The following is a 16,364-nucleotide window of genomic DNA, read 5'->3' on the forward strand; positions in this document are numbered from 1 at the left end:
GTTGACATGTCGGGAGGGGGTCATCCCACGCCTCTCGATGCGAGCTCGAACATCCCGGAACGCTGGTTCGCCTATCGCAAAACGATAGGAGGGTCTCCAGGATTCCGTCGAGGAATTCCCGACGATAGCCATTAGCGAAACTTTATCGTTTGTGACGAATGCTACGGATACGTGCAACGCGCCAGATCTGAAGCAGGGCCGGATGATGTCACACTCGTTTGAATCCATTCTGGAGAGCCTGCCTCAGGGCATAGTTCTGCTTGATCCTGCCGGTACAGTGACGGCTTTCAATTCACGCACGTTAGACATTCTCGGCCTTCCGCAAGGAGCTATCCGCGAAGGCATGAATATCGACGGATTGCCGGGCACTGCAGACTGCCGTGCAGTGGCATCCCGCCGGTCGATGGTCGGTGGACCGCCCACGTCTCAGTTTGCCCTTTCCGACGGAGGGATGGTCTCACTGACCTGTGCCCCGTCGAGGGATGGAGGCTGGATCCTCAGCTATGAAGACATCTCGACTCTCATTCGCGTCGAAGACAGCCTGACCGAGCAACATCGCCGGTTCGGCGCAGCCTTCAGCAATATGCCGCATGGGCTGTGCATGTTCGATTCGACAAAGAATCTCATCCTGTGCAACGCCTCCTATGCACGGATGTACAATCTGCCGGACCTTCTGACGCAACCGGGAACGCCACTTGTGGATATCCTGGCCTATCGCAGCCGCGAGGGAAATGGCCCGGCCGATACCACGACCTATTTTGATGTAGTCTTCGAAGCGACAACCCGCGGTGCGCCGGCCAGCCAGAACATCGTCCTGGCCGATGGGCGCATTATCAAGATCACCCACAATCCGATGCAAAACGGTGGATACGTGGCCCCCCATGAGGACGTCACCAAGACCGTCCGGCTGGCGGAAGAGCTGCGCCGGCATCACGATCAGCTCGAAGCGACGGTGAAGAGCCGCACGGCGGAAGTCGAGCGGCAGGCGCGCGAACTCAAGCGAATGCTGGCGCAGGAGCGAAACATCAACGAACTGCAGCGGCAGTTCGTGGCGATGGCATCCCATGAATTCAGGACGCCGCTTGCAATCATCGACGCTGCTGCCCAGCGGCTGCTGCGAAAAAGAGGGGCGGTCGAGCCCGAATTTCTCAGCGACAAGGTCGATCAAATCCGCGCATCAGTGACCCGAATTGTCGATCTCATGGAGAGCATCCTGTCAGCCGGACGCCTCGATACCGGCAAGATCGATATCAATTACGACGCCTGCGCATTGAAATCATTGATAAACACCTGTTGCGAGCGGCAGTCGACGATTGCAAAGTCGCATAGGTTTGTGTTGGATATCGATGGGCTGCCGGAGTTCATCGATGCCGATCCTCGGACGTTGGCACAGGTCTTTACCAACCTGCTTTCCAATGCTGTCAAATACGCGCCCGGAACCTCCGAAATTCGCGTCACGGCATGGGCAGAGACGGGAAACGTCAAAGTTTCGATCAGCGATGATGGAGTGGGGATCGATGCCGAAGACGTGCCGCGGCTCTTCCAGCGCTATTTTCGGGCCCGGACTTCGACCGGGATTGCCGGAACCGGTATCGGCCTCAATCTGGTGAAGCAGATCATCGAAATGCACAACGGCTCGATAGAGGTTCGAAGCGCAAGAGGATGCGGATCGACATTCACCGTAACGCTTCCAATCAAGAGAAACGGCGACGCTTCCGCGGCCAATAACGCCGCTTGATGTTTCAGGATTGCTGTCCTGCATATCTACCCTATCCTTCTTACAATAGAGGAGGATCATGCCATGGCTTTCATTCACACCCCCAATGCACCCGCCAGCGAGAAGACGACGTCGATGTATGCGTCGGCCGAGGCGAATTATGGTTATCTGCCGAACATGTATCGAGCCTTCGGCCATCGACCTGAGGTGATGGAGAGCTGGGCGGCGCTGCTTTCGAGCATTCGCGGCCATATGAGCCTGCGGCGCTACGAACTGGTGACGCTGGCCGCGGCCAAGGAGCTGAAATCCTCATATTGCATGCTGGCGCACGGCTCGGTGCTGTTGCGCGAGGGTTTCACCGGCGATAGTTTGACGGCTGTTGTCAACGAGACGGAGAAGGCGCCGATCGATGCCGGCGAACGCGCGATCATGGCTTTTGGCGCCAAGGTGGCGCGCGATGCGACATCGGTCACGCAGCAGGATATAGACGGGCTGAAGAAACACGGCCTGAGCGATGCCGAGATCTTCGACGTCACGGCAGCGGCAGCGGCCCGGTGTTTCTTCTCGAAAATGCTGGATGCGCTGGGCGCTGCACCCGACCACGCCTATATCGAGCGGCTGGAGCCGAACGTGCGAAAGGCGCTCAGCGTCGGCCGGGAGGTCGAGCGGCCTCTGGCGCCCTCACCGTCCCGTGGCACACAGCAATGATGTGATGCCTGAGGACGTCGCATCTGCTCTTTTGCGGCTCCAACTCCTCCAGGCCCCATTCCTGCGGCCTCTACTCCTGCGGTTTGTCCGCAAAATGCCGGATTGCAAACTCGGCGATATTCTGGCTCGACCGATCGGCATCGTCGAGCAGCGATGGAAACAGCTGCCACTGATGGGGCATGCCCGGCCAGACCTCGGTGGTGACATCCACGCCCGCCTGGCGCGCCTTGTCGGCAAGCCGCAGCGTGTCGTCCAGCAGGACTTCACCGGAGCCGACCTGCAGCAGCAGCGGTGGAAAGCCGGTCATGTCGGCATAGAGCGGAGACACCCGGGGATCGGCCGGAGACCGGCTGCCGAGATAGGTCTTGCGCAAGGTCTCGATCCAGGCCTTGTCGACCAGCGGATCGCTTTCGGCATTTGTTGTCATCGATCCGCCCGTCGCGGCAAGATCGGTGATGGGGCTGAGAGCAATCACAGCTGCCGGCAACGGCTTTGCCGCCTGCATCTGCCGTAGAACCGTCTCGATCGCGATATTGCCGCCGGCGCCGTCACCCGCCACGACCACGTTCTCGCTGCGATAGCCATTATCGAGAAGCCAGCGATAGGCCGTCAGCGCGTCGTTGATCTGCGCGGGATAGCCATATTCGGGCATCAGCCGATAGTTGATGAGAAAAACGTCGCTGGATGCGGCTTTGGCGAGCGAGCCGGCAAGCAGGCTGTGCGTGCGGATCGAGCCGCTGGAAAAGCCGCCGCCATGAATATAGAGGATCACCCTTTGGCCGATCGGATGATGAAGACGAGCGGGCCACATCAACTCGGCATCGACGCCGTCGGCATCGACCTGCCGAACCTGGATGCGCGTCGGCCCCGGCGTCGCCTCCATCAGCGCCCTGAAAGCAGTCCGCCGCTCCTGCAGGCTATCGGCGCCGGCAAAGTGATCTTTCCAGAGGCCGACGAGTTTTTCGACCTGCTCGTGCGAGGCTGGGCTTTGCGGTCCAATGTCCCGCCCGACCGCAGCCGAGGCGAGCAGCATCAGCACGGCCAACGCGGAAAACAGACCGCTGGGCCACTTTGGTCCTCTTCGATTGGCAGTTGGCAAAATCCGACGGTTCATCAACCTCTCCCGATGATGTTGGCTGTGGTGGCCATGGCGGCATCTTTGGCCAGTTCACGCGTCGGAGTCAAAAGGATGACGGATACGAATCCCGATTTTCCGAGCGATGCAACGACCTCGGCCTGAAGACCGGGCATTACCCGTCGCATCCCATATCTCGGGGATCCGGCGGGCAGCGCCGCTGTGACCGCAGGAAAGCGCATCATGCGGCAAATTAGCATTCGCCTCACGTCTGGAATGACCTAGATCTAGGTTCGATCATCACCGCAAAGAGGCGAGCATGTCCATCAAGTCCATCTGCATCTATGGCGCTGGCGCACTCGGCGGCGCTATCGCCGTCAAGCTTGCAAGCCAAGCCGCAAACGACGCCACCATCTCCGTCGTCGCGCGTGGAGCGCACCTCGACGCCATCCGCGACAACGGTCTCAGCCTGCGCGAAGCCGATGCAGAAAGGCCGCTCAATGTCCGCCTGACTGCGACCGACGATCCCAGCACATTGCCACCGCAGGATCTCGTCATCACCGGCCTCAAGGGGCATCAGCTGGCACCCGCTGCCGAAGGCATTGCAAGCCTCCTCAAGGAAGGTACCCGCGTCGTCATGATCCTCAACGGCATTCCGTGGTGGTATTTTCACCGCGATACCCAGAGCCGGCATGCCGAGCTGCAGTTCGACGAGCTCGATCCCGGCGGCAGGCTCTGGCGGCTGATCGGGCCGGAACGCGTCATCGGCTGCGTCGCTTATCAGGGCGCAGAGGTGATCAATCCCGGCGAGATCCAGCTTGCCAACAACGGCCGCTTCGTGCTCGGCGAGCCCTCGGGCGAAATCTCGCCCGATCTCGAGGCGATCGCCGCGGTGCTGACCGACGCCGGCCTCAACATCACGACGACGCCTGTTATTCGCGACGAGATCTGGAGCAAGCTGATGGGCAATACCGCCTTCAACCCGATCAGTGCGCTGACCAGGGCGCTGATGACCGACATCATGGCAGATCCAGCACTTTCGACCACAGTCGGCACGGTGATGAACGAGGTCCGCGCCGTCGGCGAGGCCTTAGGCGCGCGTTTCAGCATGACCGTCGAGCAGCGGCTCGAACAATCGCGCCATATCGGCGCCGTGCGCACGTCGATGCTGCAGGATCTGATCGGGGGCAAGGCGCTCGAAATCACGCCGCTGGTCGGTATGGTGGTGGCGCTCGGACGCCTCGCTGCCGTGCCGACCCCGGTCTCGGAAACGATCCTGGCGCTGGTGACGCAATTGGATCGGGAAAACCAGCGCGGTAACTGATCGCAGAGGAAAGGGCGGCCGGGGAGAGCCCGGCCGTCTTCCCTTACTTTCCGACCTGCTCGGCCCAGTTCGGCGCCTTGCCGCCGCCATCGAGGAAGGTCACTGCCATATTCGCCATCAGGGGAGAGGCGAAGGTCTCGTAGTGAGTGAGATCGGGCAGGATCGCCAGCCGGTTCTTCGACATGTTTTCCCGCATCCAGCCCGCATCGCGCAGACCGCCGCCGAGCTTGTGGTAGAAGTCGATCATATGCTCGGGCCGGATCATGTCGGCATCGCCGTAGATCAGCATAACCGGCATGGTGAGCTTGGCGACGGCATCGCTATAGTCGATAGGTTCGCGCATCAGGGCGCCCATGGCATCGAGCAGCTTCGGAAATTCGGAAACGTCAGGTGCTACCGCCTTGTAGGAGAGGAACATCGGCGTGTCCTTCATCATGTCGGCCATACCGGCGCCGACGGCCGCCTGCTGCGGCAGCATTTCCGGGAAGAAGCCGTTCTGCGCATAAGGCGCCGACAGTATCACCAGCCGACGCACCTGGTCGGGCGCGTTCGCCGCCATGTTCAACGCTACCCCGCCGCCGAATGAATAGCCGAAGACGTCGACCCTGTCGTAACCGAGCTGCTTCACCAGGATCGCGAGATCGGCGCCGATGGCCGGAAGCTCGATCGGCCGCTTGCCGAGGGGCGTGCGGCCATGGCCCTGCAGATCGACGGCGATCACCTGCCGGTGGTCGGTGAAAACAGGCATGACCGGCGCGAACATCTCGATCTGCCCGAGGCCGCCGTGCAGCAGCAGCAGCGGTTCACCCTCGCCACGGATCTCGTAATAATAGTCGATACCGTTGACCGGCACGCTGCCTTTCCTGACGATCGGCGCGGCGGCCTTCTTCTCCTCGGTGACAGGCGCGGCACCGCCGGCACCCGCCATATCGGGCGCGGCCAAGAATGCGGCAGTGGTTGCGATCATCGAAATCAGCGTCATCTTCGACATGTCCTTGCTCCATGTTTGCATCGATACCGCAAGGACGGCGGTGCTCATGCCTTTCCGACATCACGCTTCGAGATTTCTCGCTTCGGCCTTTATGCCATTCCTATATTTTCATGCCCCGCTCCGAATGGATTTCCTATCGGCCGCAGCAGTAGACTTTCGCCATCACTGCAAAGGTCAAATGCCATGCGAAATGTCATGTCCTCAGGTTTTCAGTTCCCTCGCCCACACAGGATGACTCGCGGCAGTAAGCAGATGCGCGAGAAACGCACCGCCCAGGCGCTGCTCGTCTTTGGCGTAGTGCTCGCCTGTGTCGAACTCTACGTCATTTTCGGCGTGCTCTGAGGCGGAGCGCGAAGACACGAGCTGAAAAGCCGAGTTCCAACTTTTCCTTAACCGACATACTGGTAAAATCGCGTCGCAGAGACTTCAGACGCCACGAGACCGATGAAACCGAATTTCCGCTTCACCCATTACGATCTTAAGGAACAACGCGCCGGAACGATCATCGAGGTGTCGTTGAATGCGGTGAACAATGTCCGCCTGATGACGGCGCCGAATTTCCAGCGGTTCACCGAGGTTCTCGATTTCAAATATATCGGCGGCGTGGCGCGCAAATCGCCGATCAAGATCGCCGTTCCGGAAAGCGGCCACTGGCATGTCATCGTCGATATGGAAGGGCATCACGGGCTTGCGGAATCGTCCGTCAAAGTGATCGCCGCGCCGGCAAATCAAAAGACGCCGCGCGCCTCCTGAGGTTCGCCGGGCTTCAGCGCGGATTGCGCTCCTTGCGAAGCTTTGCCCACCACTCCAGCCGCTTGCGGATATCGCGCTCGAAGCCGCGCTCCGGCGGATCGTAGAAGATCTGGCGACCCATCTTCTCCGGGAAATAGTCCTGGCCGGAAAAGGCATCCGGCTCGTCGTGGTCGTATCGGTAGCCGTCGCCGTAACCCTCGCCCTTCATCAGCTTGGTCGGCGCGTTGAGGATATGCTTCGGCGGCAACAGCGAGCCGTTCTGCTTTGCCGCCTGGCTTGCCGCCTTGAAGGCGGTGTAGACGGCATTCGATTTCGGGGCGGTGGCGAGATAGACGCAGGCCTGCGCCAGCGCCAGCTCGCCTTCCGGCGAGCCGAGATACTCATAGGCATCCTTGGCGGCGTTACAGATCACCAGCGCCTGCGGATCCGCAAGACCGATATCCTCCACCGCCATGCGCACCAGCCGCCGGCCGAGATAGAGCGGGTCCTCGCCGGCATCGAACATGCGGGCGAGATAATAGAGCGCGGCATCGGGATCCGAGCCGCGTACGGATTTATGCAGCGCCGAGATCAGGTTGTAGTGGCCGTCCTGCGCCTTGTCGTAGACCGGGGCACGGCGCTGGACGATGCGTGTCAGGCCTTCGGTATCGAAGCTCTCGCCTTCGCGCGCCGCCCGCCAGACTTCTTCGGCGAGCGTCAGCACCGCGCGGCCGTCGCCGTCGGCCATGCGGATCAGGCTGACGCGGGCATCCTCCGCCAGCGGCAGCGGCTTCTGCTCGATCGCCTCAGCACGCTTCAGCAGTTCCTCAAGGCTCTCCTCGTCATGCGACTTGAAGGTCAGCACACGGGCCCGCGACAGCAGAGCGGCGTTGAGCTCAAAGGATGGGTTCTCGGTGGTGGCGCCGACGAGGATGACGGTGCCATCCTCCATGACGGGCAGGAAACTGTCCTGCTGGGCGCGGTTGAAACGATGGATCTCGTCGACGAAGAGCAGCGTCTGACGGCCGTCCATACGCCGCAAGCGGGCAGTCTCGAACACCTTCTTCAGATCGGCGACGCCGGAGAAGATCGCCGATATCTGCTCGAAGGCGAGGCCCGCCTCGCCCGAAAGCAGCCGTGCCACCGTCGTTTTGCCGGTGCCGGGCGGACCCCAGAAGATCATCGAGCCGAGCGAGCCGCTTTCGATCATCCTTTTCAGCACGCCATCCTCACCAGTCAGGTGTTCCTGACCGGTGACATCGGCAAGCGTCTTCGGCCGCAGCCGGTCGGCAAGCGGCCGCCTGGCAGCGACCTCCTCCGGAACACGCGGCGCGAAGAGATCGTTGCTCATCGGAAGAATTGCCGGATGCGCTGGCCGTTGCGCTCTATCTCGACCCGCCAGAGGCCGGGGTCGCTATCGGCGATCTCGGACAGTTCGCTGGTCGACTTCACGTCCGTGCCATTGATCGAAACGATGATATCCTTCGGTTCGAAACCGAGACGGGCAGCAGGCGAATCGTCCTTCACCTCGGATACGACGACGCCTGCCGATTCCGGTGGCATGCGCAGTTCGTCGGCGACCCGCGGCGACAGGTTCTCGACGACGGCGCCGGTAAACGGTGTGTGTCCGCCGATCGTGCGCTGGTCGCGTGGCGAGGTTTCCGGGGCTCGGGCAAGCACCAGCGGCAATTGCTGCTCGCGGCCATTCTCGACGACGGTGAGCTTGACCGAGTTGCCGAGACCGGCCGTCGTCAAGCGGTAGAGCAGCGCATCCGGATGCTCGACGGAAATTCCGTCGACGGCGGTGACGATCTCGCCAGCCTTCAGCCCGGCCTTGGCCGCCGGCCCGCCTTCCGAAACCTTGACGACGAGGGCGCCGCGAGCCTTGTTCAAGCCGAGCGCTTCGGCCACCTCCGATGTCACGGCATCGAAGCTCGCGCCGACATAGGGCCGCTCGAAGGATTTGACGCCGGCATCGGCGGAAGTGAGGAAGACCTTGACCAGATTGGCGGGGATGGCAAAGCCGATGCCGTTCGAGCCGCCGCCGCGTGAGAAGATCGCCGTGTTGATGCCGATCAGCTCGCCCTTCATGTTCATCAGCGCGCCGCCGGAATTGCCGGGATTGATCGAGGCGTCGGTCTGGATGAAGAAGCCGAACTCGTTCCTGACCACCTGGTTGCGAGCAAGTGCGGAGACGATGCCGCTGGTCACCGTCTGGCCGACGCCGAAGGGATTGCCGACCGCCAGCACGAGATCGCCGACCTCAACCGTGTCGGAATTGCCGATCGGTAGCGTCGGGAAGCTCTCCTTGGTATCGATCTTCAGGACGGCAAGATCGACGCGATCATCGCGCAGCACCACCTTGCAGGGGAATTCGCGGCCATCCGACAGCGCTATCTTGATGTCGTCGGCGCCCTCGATGACGTGATTGTTGGTCACGACAGTGCCGTTCGCCTCGACGATGACGCCGGAACCGAGCGAAGACTGCTTTTCCGAACGGTTCGGCATCTGCTGGCCGAAAAACTGCTCGAAGAAGGGGTCGCCGGCAAAGGGCGACTGGCGCTGGACGGTCTTCTCCGCATAGACATTGACGATGGCGCCTGCCGTCTGTTTGACGAGCGGCGCGAAGGAGAGCTGCATCTGCATCTGGCTTTCGGGCACTGTCTTTGCCGTCTGCGCATGGGCGACAGCCGGCAGTACGAGCATCAGAGCGAACAGCGAGACGAAGGCGCGCTTAAAAAAGCCTTGCATGGGTATTCCTTTTGAATCCTCTTGAGGAACGTTGTAGCGCCCGACGCTAGAAAGGAAAGAGGGCGGAAGCATGGAAGAATAAGGCAACGGAACGTCGCGGAAGTGCCACTTAAAGCGATTGCGAATTTGATTCAGGAAGTACGGCCATGCAACTGATATCAAAAGCCAAAATCTGGGCGAAGTCACTGAAGCGTGACATCGTGGCCCTGTGGCTTGCCGCGCGCGATCCGCGCGTGCCGTGGTATGCCAAAGCGGTGGCCGGCGGCGTTGCCGCCTACGCGCTGTCGCCTATCGATCTCATCCCCGATTTCATCCCCATCCTCGGCTATCTCGACGATCTCCTGATCGTTCCGCTCGGCATCATGCTGGCGATCCAGCTCGTGCCAGTAGAGGTGATGAACGAGCTTCGTATGGAGGCGACAAGGCGCATCGAGCGCCCCTCCAGCCGGGTCGGATTGATCTTCATCCTTGCCGTCTGGCTGATCTGCATCATCTTCCTGGCTCTGGCACTGCGCAAGCTCGCCTGATCGGCGGCAACAGGAACATAGGAATGATCACGACACGAACGACGATAGTGGCCCTCGGCTTTGTGATCCTGCTCATCGCATCGGACCTGGCGCAGGCAGCAAGCTTCGATTGCGATGCGAAAGAATTGAAGCCGGATGAAAAAGCGATCTGCGACAACCGCGCGCTCAACGATGCCGACGTGAAGATGGTGACGACCTTCGAGCTGCTCTCCGGCCTGCTGGCGATGGGTTCGCGCGGAACATTGCAGGACGAACAGACGGCCTGGCTGAAGAAACGGCAGGAATGCGGGGCGGATGCCGTCTGTATCAAGGCAGCCTATGACGAGCGGCTGAAGCAGCTTGGCGAGACCTATAAAAACATCAACCGGCCGCTTTGAAAGCGACCGATTGGAAGAGCAACTGACTCTTCATCAGCGGGTCGTAGGTGGATGACCTACCGCGCGTTCAGATCCCGCACAGCGCCGCGATCGGCGCTCGTTGCGAAGGCCGCATAGGCCTTCAGGGCGGTGGTGACGTTGCGCTTGCGGACTTCTGTGGGATACCAGCCCTTGGCATCCTGCTCGGCGCGGCGGGCGGCGAGTTCGGTGTCGCTGACACGCAGGCCGATCGTGCGGTTGGGGATGTCGATGTCGATCATGTCGCCTTCGCGCACCAGGCCGATCGTGCCGCCATTTGCCGCTTCCGGCGAGGCGTGGCCGATCGAGAGGCCGGAAGTGCCGCCGGAGAAGCGGCCGTCGGTGATGAGCGCACAAGCCTTGCCGAGGCCCTTCGACTTCAGATAGCTCGTCGGATAGAGCATTTCCTGCATGCCCGGGCCGCCCTTCGGACCTTCGTAGCGGATGACGACGACGTCGCCGGCGTTCACCTCGTTGGCAAGGATCGCCTTGACCGACGCATCCTGGCTTTCGAAGACGCGGGCGGGGCCGGAGAATTTCAGGATCGATTCATCGACGCCGGCGGTCTTGACGATGCAGCCGTCAATCGCAAGGTTGCCCTTGAGCACGGCAAGGCCACCATCCTTGGAGAAGGGATGCTCGACCGAGCGGATGACGCCGTTTTCGCGGTCGGTGTCGAGTTCATCCCAGCGGGCCTCCTGACTGAAGGCGACCTGGGTCGGGATGCCACCGGGAGCGGCGCGATAAAAGTTGCGCACGGTCTCGCTGTTGGTGCGGGTGATATCCCAGCGATCGATCGCATCGCCCAGCGTCTCGGCATGGACGGTCGGGCAATCGCGGTTCAAGAGACCGCCCTTGTCTAGTTCGCCGAGGATCGACATGATGCCGCCGGCGCGGTGGACGTCTTCCATGTGAACATCGCTCTTGGCGGGTGCGACCTTCGACAGGCATGGCACCCGGCGCGACAGCGCATCGATATCAGTCATGGTGAAATCGATCTCGCCTTCATGGGCGGCAGCAAGGATGTGCAGGACCGTATTGGTCGAGCCGCCCATGGCGATGTCGAGCGCCATGGCATTCTCGAAGGCCTGCTTGGAGGCGATGGTGCGCGGCAGCGCCTTGACGTCGTCCTGCTCGTAGTAACGGCGGGCGAGATCGACGATCAGATGGCCGGCCTCGACGAAGAGGCGCTTGCGGTCGGCGTGGGTGGCAAGCGTCGAGCCGTTGCCAGGCAGCGACAGGCCAAGCGCTTCCGTCAGGCAGTTCATCGAATTGGCGGTGAACATGCCGGAGCAGGAGCCGCAGGTCGGACAGGCAGAGCGTTCGATGGTCTGGACGTCCTCGTCGCTGATCTTGTCATCGGCTGCGGCGACCATGGCATCGACGAGGTCGAGCGCATGCGTCTTGCCGTGCAGCACGACCTTGCCGGCTTCCATCGGACCGCCCGAAACGAAGACGGTCGGGATATTAAGGCGCAGCGACGCCATCAACATGCCAGGGGTGATCTTGTCGCAGTTGGAGATGCAGACCATGGCGTCGGCGCAATGGGCATTGACCATGTATTCGACGCTGTCGGCGATGAGCTCACGCGAGGGCAGCGAATAAAGCATGCCGTCATGGCCCATGGCGATGCCGTCATCAACGGCGATCGTGTTGAATTCCTTGGCGACACCGCCGGCCGCCTCGATTTCGCGGGCAACGAGCTGGCCAAGGTCCTTCAGGTGCACGTGGCCGGGCACGAACTGGGTGAAGGAATTCACCACGGCGATGATCGGCTTGCCGAAATCCGAATCCTTCATGCCCGTGGCGCGCCAAAGGCCGCGGGCGCCTGCCATGTTGCGGCCATGGGTCGTGGTTCTGGAACGGTAAGCTGGCATCGGTGTCTTCCTCAACGTGTCGGAATTATCAGGCGAAGCCGGGCGGCATGGAGCCTGCGGGCCGGGCAAACGCTGCTTTTTGGGATTGTCCTAATCCAATCGACAGGGGCTGTCACTACCGGGAAGCCCAAATCCGGTACGCCGGGGAGAAGCGCCATGAGACCCATCGATCATATACGCTTCGACACGGCGTTTTGTTACAGCCTATTCCATCACGACCGAACACAAAAAATTGGCTTCCCGTCAGCAATCTTCAAGGCTTAGACACTATAGCGCCGCACGTCGTTTCAGATGCGCACAGGACGCAGTAGCACGTTGAATTGCTGCATAATTCCTAAATCGATTCTGATTAGGAATTATGCAGCAATATAGACATGCCGGCGGTTCGTTTAAGGGCTATATTTCAGGATATCCGCCGAGGAGGTTTCGACATGCCAAACTATTGCCCACCGAAGATCGCGTCGTCGGAGATCACGCCGCGCCAGATCTATGTGCGCCGCCGTGAATTCCTGGGCGCGGCAGCGCTTGGCGCCATGGCGCTCTACGGCGCTGGCAAGGCAAGCGCTGCGGCGCTCTCCGCCGTTGAGAGCAAGTACAAGGTCGACGAGAAGGCGACGCCGATCAAGGACGTCACAACCTACAATAATTTCTACGAGTTCGGCCTCGACAAGGGCGATCCAGCAGCTCTTTCCGGCGATTTCAAGCCGCTGCCCTGGACGATCAAGGTCGACGGCATGGTCAACAAGCCAGGCACCTTCGACCTCGAGGCGCTCATAAAAGAATTCCCGATCGAGGAGCGCACCTATCGCATGCGCTGCGTCGAGGCCTGGTCGATGGTCATCCCCTGGGACGGCTTTCCGCTGGCATCGCTGCTCGACAAGGTCGAGCCGCTGGGCAGCGCCAAATACGTCGCCTTCGAAACCGTGGTGCGGCCGGAGGAGATGCCTGGGCAGAAGGGTTTCTTCCAGTCACTCGACTGGCCCTATGTCGAGGGTCTGCGCCTGGATGAGGCGCGCCATCCGCTGACACTGCTGGCTGTCGGGCTCTATGGCGAAACGCTGCCGAACCAGAACGGCGCGCCGATCCGGCTCGTCGTGCCGTGGAAATACGGTTTCAAGGGCATCAAGTCGATCATCAGGATCACACTCACCGACCAGCAGCCGAAGAATACCTGGCAGGTCACCAACGCGCAGGAGTATGGCTTCTACGCCAACGTCAACCCTGAGGTCGACCATCCGCGTTGGAGCCAGGCCAGCGAACGGCGCATCGGCGAGAGCGGCTTCTTCGGCGCGAGCCGCCATCCCACCCTGCCCTTCAACGGCTATGCCGACGAAGTGGCAAGCCTTTATGCCGGCATGGACCTGAAGGCGAATTTCTGATGGCGGAACTGTCGCTCGCCATCCCGAAGCGCTGGCAACCCGCCTCCGTCTGGCTGCTTTATGTCGTTGGGCTCTTGCCTGCGGCGTGGACGTTCTATCTCGGCGCAACCGATCAGCTCGGCGCCGATCCGGTCAAGACCTTCGAGCGTTTTCTTGGGCTCTGGACGATCCGTTTCCTGATCGCAACACTTGCCGTTTCCCCTGCCCGTGAGCTCTTCGGCTGGAACTATCTCCGCTATCGCCGCGCGCTTGGCCTGCTGGCCTTCTATTACGCGCTGATGCATTTCACCGTCTACATGGTCCTCGATCAGGCGATGGATATTTCCGCCGTCATCAACGACGTGCTGAAGCGCCCCTTCATCATGTTCGGCATGGCCGGGCTTGCGATGCTCATTCCGCTGGCGGTGACATCCAACAATCTCTCGATCCGCCGCCTCGGCAAGAACTGGATCTGGCTGCACCGCCTCGTCTACATCATCGCCGCCTGCGGGGCGCTGCACTTCGCTCTCTCGACCAAGATCCTCGACCTCGAGCAATATATCTATGTCGGGCTGATCATCGCGCTCATCCTCTATCGCTCCTACCGGCCAATCGCACGCAACAGGCAGAAGGGCAAAGGGCGGACGCGCAATCGCGCAATGGCGTCGGCTTCGTGAGACGGCAGGTTTGGCGCATAACCCCGAAAATCGGAATCGATTTTCGGGAAGGGTTATGCGCTGTTTCAAAGCGATAGAGCGTCCTTAGCGCGTCTGAAAAGACGCGCGGCGCTCTAACGAGGACGCAACGCAGTCCGGCGCGCCGGATCCAAGGCGCAGGCCGCAGCTATGCCGATTGCATAAGCCAGCATGTTCCAAAGCGAAAAGACTCGGCCAAGCAGCAGCGCACCGGCCGTGGTCAGCCGAAACGCGCCGAGCCAGGGCGTGTGATAGAGCCGGAACAATTCAACTGAGATTGCTGTGAACAGAGCCGTGACAGCAATTGCTGCCGGCCGTAACCTTGCGACAAAGAGCGCCACGAGCAAATAGACCATCGCTCCCCAGAGTGCGGATCCACCATATTTGACGACGGTGAAGGGCAGATCGGCTGCATAGCCAAACCAGCGGAGCACCAGCCCGAGAACGATGACGAGAAACAGGGCGGCGAGACGAAGGAACTGCGGTGAGCGAGCCTGAATGATTTTGCGCAATGGAGCCGGTCCCGTCACTATATCAGAAACAAAAACAGCCGGGCTTTGCAGCCCGGCTGTTTTGTTTCCGCCGAAGCGGAAGACTTAAGCAGCGACGGCCTGCTCTTCGGCAGCGACGCGGGCCTTGTCGGCTGCGCCCTTGGCATAGGCATCGCGGTCAACGAATTCGATCACAGCCATGGCGGCATTGTCGCCCTGGCGGAAGCCCGCCTTCATGATGCGCAGGTAGCCCCCGTTGCGGGTGGCGTAGCGGGTTGCGATCGTGTCGAACAGCTTCGAAACGACGGCCGCATCGCGGATCTGCGAGATCGCCTGACGGCGAGCATGCAGGTCGCCGCGCTTGCCGAGCGTGACGAGCTTCTCGACGATCGGACGGATTTCCTTGGCCTTCGGCAGGGTCGTGACGATCTGCTCGTGGGTAATCAGCGAAGCCGCCATGTTGGCGAACATCGCCTTGCGGTGGCTTGCAGTTCTATTCAGCTTGCGGCCGGCTTTACCATGGCGCATTGCTATTCTCCTTTAATGCAGGTGCCCTTACACTAAGTGGGCCTGCCGTTTCCTGGCACATGCAGGCGATCGGCCTGCTGTTTGACGGGGAAAGGCAGCCGAAAGAGCCTGCCTTTTGTTATGTTCTTGCGATCGGCGTGCGGGCGGAAAACCGCTTTACACTTTTCCTCACGCCGCTCAGTACTGGTCTTCGTAACGCTTGGCGAGATCTTCGATGTTCTCGGGCGGCCATGCCGGCACTTCCATGCCGAGGTGCAGGCCCATGGAAGCGAGAACTTCCTTGATTTCGTTCAGCGACTTGCGACCAAAATTCGGCGTGCGGAGCATTTCTGCTTCGGTCTTCTGAATGAGGTCGCCGATGTAGACGATGTTGTCGTTCTTCAGGCAGTTTGCCGAACGGACCGACAGTTCGAGTTCGTCCACCTTCTTCAGGAGAGCCGGGTTGAAAGCGAGTTCGGTGACTGCTTCCTCTTCGGTTTCCTTCTGCGGCTCGTCGAAGTTGACGAAGACGCCAAGCTGATCCTGGAGGATGCGCGCCGCAAAAGCGACGGCGTCTTCGCCGGTGATCGAGCCATCGGTTTCGATGGTCATGTTCAGCTTGTCGTAGTCGAGAACCTGTCCTTCGCGGGTATTTTCAACCTTGTAGGACACCTTCTTGACCGGCGAATAGAGGCTGTCGACCGGGATGAGACCGATCGGAGCATCTTCCGCACGATTGCGTTCGGCCGGAACGTAGCCCTTGCCGTTGTTGACGGTGAATTCCATGCGGATCTCGGCACCCTCGTCGAGCGTGCAAATGACATGCTCGGGGTTGAGGATTTCGATATCGCCGACCGTCTGAATGTCGCCAGCCGTGACAACGCCCGGGCCCTGCTTACGCACGACCATGCGCTTCGCGTCGTCGCCATCCATCTTGATGGCGATTTCCTTGATGTTGAGCACGATGTCCGTCACGTCTTCGCGGACGCCCGGAATCGAGGAGAATTCATGCAGCACGCCATCGATCTGCACCGCCGTGACGGCAGCACCGCGCAGCGAGGAGAGCAGAACGCGACGAAGCGCGTTGCCGAGGGTGAGGCCGAAGCCGCGCTCCAGCGGTTCGGCAACAAGCGTCGCCCTGGTGCGCGAGCTCGAGGAGAACTCCACCTTGTTCGGCTTGATCAGTTCCTGCCAGTTCTTCTGAATCATGAGTTTG

At 60.9% G+C, this 16,364-nt stretch carries 16 protein-coding genes; 8 read left to right on the plus strand and 8 right to left on the minus strand.

Annotated features, from left to right (window positions below; translation table 11 throughout):
• Positions 1-202 precede the first annotated feature (202 nt).
• Entirely contained in the window at positions 203-1,738 is a 1,536-nt protein-coding gene (locus ACS4RR_RS16605; protein WP_456189039.1) for a sensor histidine kinase, read from the plus strand.
• Positions 1,739-1,801: 63 nt separating this feature from the next.
• Positions 1,802-2,425, plus strand: coding sequence for a carboxymuconolactone decarboxylase family protein (locus ACS4RR_RS16610; protein ID WP_456189040.1), 624 nt, complete (start codon positions 1,802-1,804; stop codon positions 2,423-2,425).
• Between the two features lie 70 nt (positions 2,426-2,495).
• Here ACS4RR_RS16610 and ACS4RR_RS16615 read toward each other — a convergent pair whose 3' ends face one another.
• Positions 2,496-3,470 carry an alpha/beta hydrolase gene (locus ACS4RR_RS16615; protein ID WP_222384814.1) on the minus strand — a complete coding sequence of 325 codons (975 nt, stop codon included), beginning with the start codon at positions 3,468-3,470 and terminating at the stop codon, positions 2,496-2,498.
• Between the two features lie 349 nt (positions 3,471-3,819).
• Between ACS4RR_RS16615 and ACS4RR_RS16620 the strand changes: the two genes are divergently transcribed.
• Positions 3,820-4,824 carry a ketopantoate reductase family protein gene (locus ACS4RR_RS16620; RefSeq protein WP_260110658.1) on the plus strand — a complete coding sequence of 335 codons (1,005 nt, stop codon included), beginning with the start codon at positions 3,820-3,822 and terminating at the stop codon, positions 4,822-4,824.
• 43 nt (positions 4,825-4,867) lie between these two features.
• Here ACS4RR_RS16620 and ACS4RR_RS16625 read toward each other — a convergent pair whose 3' ends face one another.
• Positions 4,868-5,863: an alpha/beta fold hydrolase gene (locus ACS4RR_RS16625; RefSeq protein ID WP_222384799.1), complete on the minus strand. Its 996-nt coding sequence runs from the start codon at positions 5,861-5,863 to the stop codon at positions 4,868-4,870.
• Positions 5,864-6,259: 396 nt separating this feature from the next.
• On the opposite strand from ACS4RR_RS16625, the gene ACS4RR_RS16630 reads away from it, so the two are divergent.
• Entirely contained in the window at positions 6,260-6,568 is a 309-nt protein-coding gene (locus ACS4RR_RS16630) for a DUF1883 domain-containing protein (protein WP_017963919.1), read from the plus strand.
• 13 nt (positions 6,569-6,581) lie between these two features.
• Here the strand turns inward: ACS4RR_RS16630 and ACS4RR_RS16635 are convergent, their stop codons facing one another.
• Both ACS4RR_RS16635 and ACS4RR_RS16640 read right to left on the minus strand, forming a co-directional pair.
• On the minus strand, positions 6,582-7,898 hold the full coding sequence (locus ACS4RR_RS16635) for a replication-associated recombination protein A (protein WP_222384798.1): 1,317 nt from the start codon (positions 7,896-7,898) through the stop codon (positions 6,582-6,584).
• Positions 7,895-9,298: a DegQ family serine endoprotease gene (locus tag ACS4RR_RS16640; RefSeq protein WP_222384797.1), complete on the minus strand. Its 1,404-nt coding sequence runs from the start codon at positions 9,296-9,298 to the stop codon at positions 7,895-7,897. Before ACS4RR_RS16640 ends, ACS4RR_RS16635 begins: the two co-directional genes overlap by 4 nt.
• A gap of 146 nt (positions 9,299-9,444) precedes the next feature.
• On the opposite strand from ACS4RR_RS16640, the gene ACS4RR_RS16645 reads away from it, so the two are divergent.
• Together ACS4RR_RS16645 and ACS4RR_RS16650 are read left to right on the plus strand one after the other, a co-directional pair.
• On the plus strand, positions 9,445-9,825 hold the full coding sequence (locus ACS4RR_RS16645; protein ID WP_222384796.1) for a YkvA family protein: 381 nt from the start codon (positions 9,445-9,447) through the stop codon (positions 9,823-9,825).
• A 23-nt stretch (positions 9,826-9,848) separates the two neighbouring features.
• Entirely contained in the window at positions 9,849-10,202 is a 354-nt protein-coding gene (locus tag ACS4RR_RS16650; RefSeq protein WP_222384795.1) for a lysozyme inhibitor LprI family protein, read from the plus strand.
• A 56-nt stretch (positions 10,203-10,258) separates the two neighbouring features.
• Here the strand turns inward: ACS4RR_RS16650 and ilvD are convergent, their stop codons facing one another.
• Positions 10,259-12,097, minus strand: coding sequence for a dihydroxy-acid dehydratase (ilvD, locus tag ACS4RR_RS16655; protein ID WP_260110656.1), 1,839 nt, complete (start codon positions 12,095-12,097; stop codon positions 10,259-10,261).
• Between the two features lie 431 nt (positions 12,098-12,528).
• Between ilvD and msrP the strand changes: the two genes are divergently transcribed.
• Complete coding sequence (gene msrP / locus ACS4RR_RS16660; RefSeq protein ID WP_222384793.1) at positions 12,529-13,476, plus strand: protein-methionine-sulfoxide reductase catalytic subunit MsrP; 948 nt, start codon at positions 12,529-12,531, stop codon at positions 13,474-13,476.
• Positions 13,476-14,132, plus strand: a complete 657-nt coding sequence (msrQ, locus tag ACS4RR_RS16665; RefSeq protein WP_222384792.1) for a protein-methionine-sulfoxide reductase heme-binding subunit MsrQ — start codon at positions 13,476-13,478, stop codon at positions 14,130-14,132. The genes msrP and msrQ overlap by 1 nt, the downstream gene beginning before the upstream one ends.
• 113 nt (positions 14,133-14,245) lie before the next feature.
• Here msrQ and ACS4RR_RS16670 read toward each other — a convergent pair whose 3' ends face one another.
• The 3 genes from ACS4RR_RS16670 to ACS4RR_RS16680 form a co-directional block, all read right to left on the minus strand.
• On the minus strand, positions 14,246-14,662 hold the full coding sequence (locus tag ACS4RR_RS16670) for a ribosomal maturation YjgA family protein (RefSeq protein ID WP_260110654.1): 417 nt from the start codon (positions 14,660-14,662) through the stop codon (positions 14,246-14,248).
• An 84-nt stretch (positions 14,663-14,746) separates the two neighbouring features.
• The gene (rplQ, locus tag ACS4RR_RS16675; protein WP_003558556.1) at positions 14,747-15,169 is read right to left on the minus strand and encodes a 50S ribosomal protein L17; all 423 of its coding nucleotides are present in this window, start codon (positions 15,167-15,169) and stop codon (positions 14,747-14,749) included.
• Positions 15,170-15,346: 177 nt separating this feature from the next.
• Positions 15,347-16,357, minus strand: coding sequence for a DNA-directed RNA polymerase subunit alpha (locus ACS4RR_RS16680; protein WP_003547579.1), 1,011 nt, complete (start codon positions 16,355-16,357; stop codon positions 15,347-15,349).
• Positions 16,358-16,364: the final 7 nt, after the last annotated feature.

The sequence above is a fragment of the Rhizobium zaerense genome (genome assembly GCF_051810725.1).
GTDB classification, from domain to species: domain Bacteria; phylum Pseudomonadota; class Alphaproteobacteria; order Rhizobiales; family Rhizobiaceae; genus Rhizobium; species Rhizobium leguminosarum_I.

Coding starts and splice junctions, on each gene's coding strand:
- ACS4RR_RS16605 (WP_456189039.1), top strand. CDS start 203: ATGATGTCACACTCGTTTGAATCCATTCTGGAGAGCCTGCCTCAGGGC.
- ACS4RR_RS16610 (WP_456189040.1), top strand. CDS start 1,802: ATGGCTTTCATTCACACCCCCAATGCACCCGCCAGCGAGAAGACGACG.
- ACS4RR_RS16620 (WP_260110658.1), top strand. CDS start 3,820: ATGTCCATCAAGTCCATCTGCATCTATGGCGCTGGCGCACTCGGCGGC.
- ACS4RR_RS16625 (WP_222384799.1), bottom strand. CDS start 5,863: ATGAGCACCGCCGTCCTTGCGGTATCGATGCAAACATGGAGCAAGGAC.
- ACS4RR_RS16630 (WP_017963919.1), top strand. CDS start 6,260: ATGAAACCGAATTTCCGCTTCACCCATTACGATCTTAAGGAACAACGC.
- ACS4RR_RS16635 (WP_222384798.1), bottom strand. CDS start 7,898: ATGAGCAACGATCTCTTCGCGCCGCGTGTTCCGGAGGAGGTCGCTGCC.
- ACS4RR_RS16640 (WP_222384797.1), bottom strand. CDS start 9,298: ATGCAAGGCTTTTTTAAGCGCGCCTTCGTCTCGCTGTTCGCTCTGATG.
- ACS4RR_RS16645 (WP_222384796.1), top strand. CDS start 9,445: ATGCAACTGATATCAAAAGCCAAAATCTGGGCGAAGTCACTGAAGCGT.
- ACS4RR_RS16650 (WP_222384795.1), top strand. CDS start 9,849: ATGATCACGACACGAACGACGATAGTGGCCCTCGGCTTTGTGATCCTG.
- ilvD (WP_260110656.1), bottom strand. CDS start 12,097: ATGCCAGCTTACCGTTCCAGAACCACGACCCATGGCCGCAACATGGCA.
- msrP (WP_222384793.1), top strand. CDS start 12,529: ATGCCAAACTATTGCCCACCGAAGATCGCGTCGTCGGAGATCACGCCG.
- msrQ (WP_222384792.1), top strand. CDS start 13,476: ATGGCGGAACTGTCGCTCGCCATCCCGAAGCGCTGGCAACCCGCCTCC.
- rplQ (WP_003558556.1), bottom strand. CDS start 15,169: ATGCGCCATGGTAAAGCCGGCCGCAAGCTGAATAGAACTGCAAGCCAC.
- ACS4RR_RS16680 (WP_003547579.1), bottom strand. CDS start 16,357: ATGATTCAGAAGAACTGGCAGGAACTGATCAAGCCGAACAAGGTGGAG.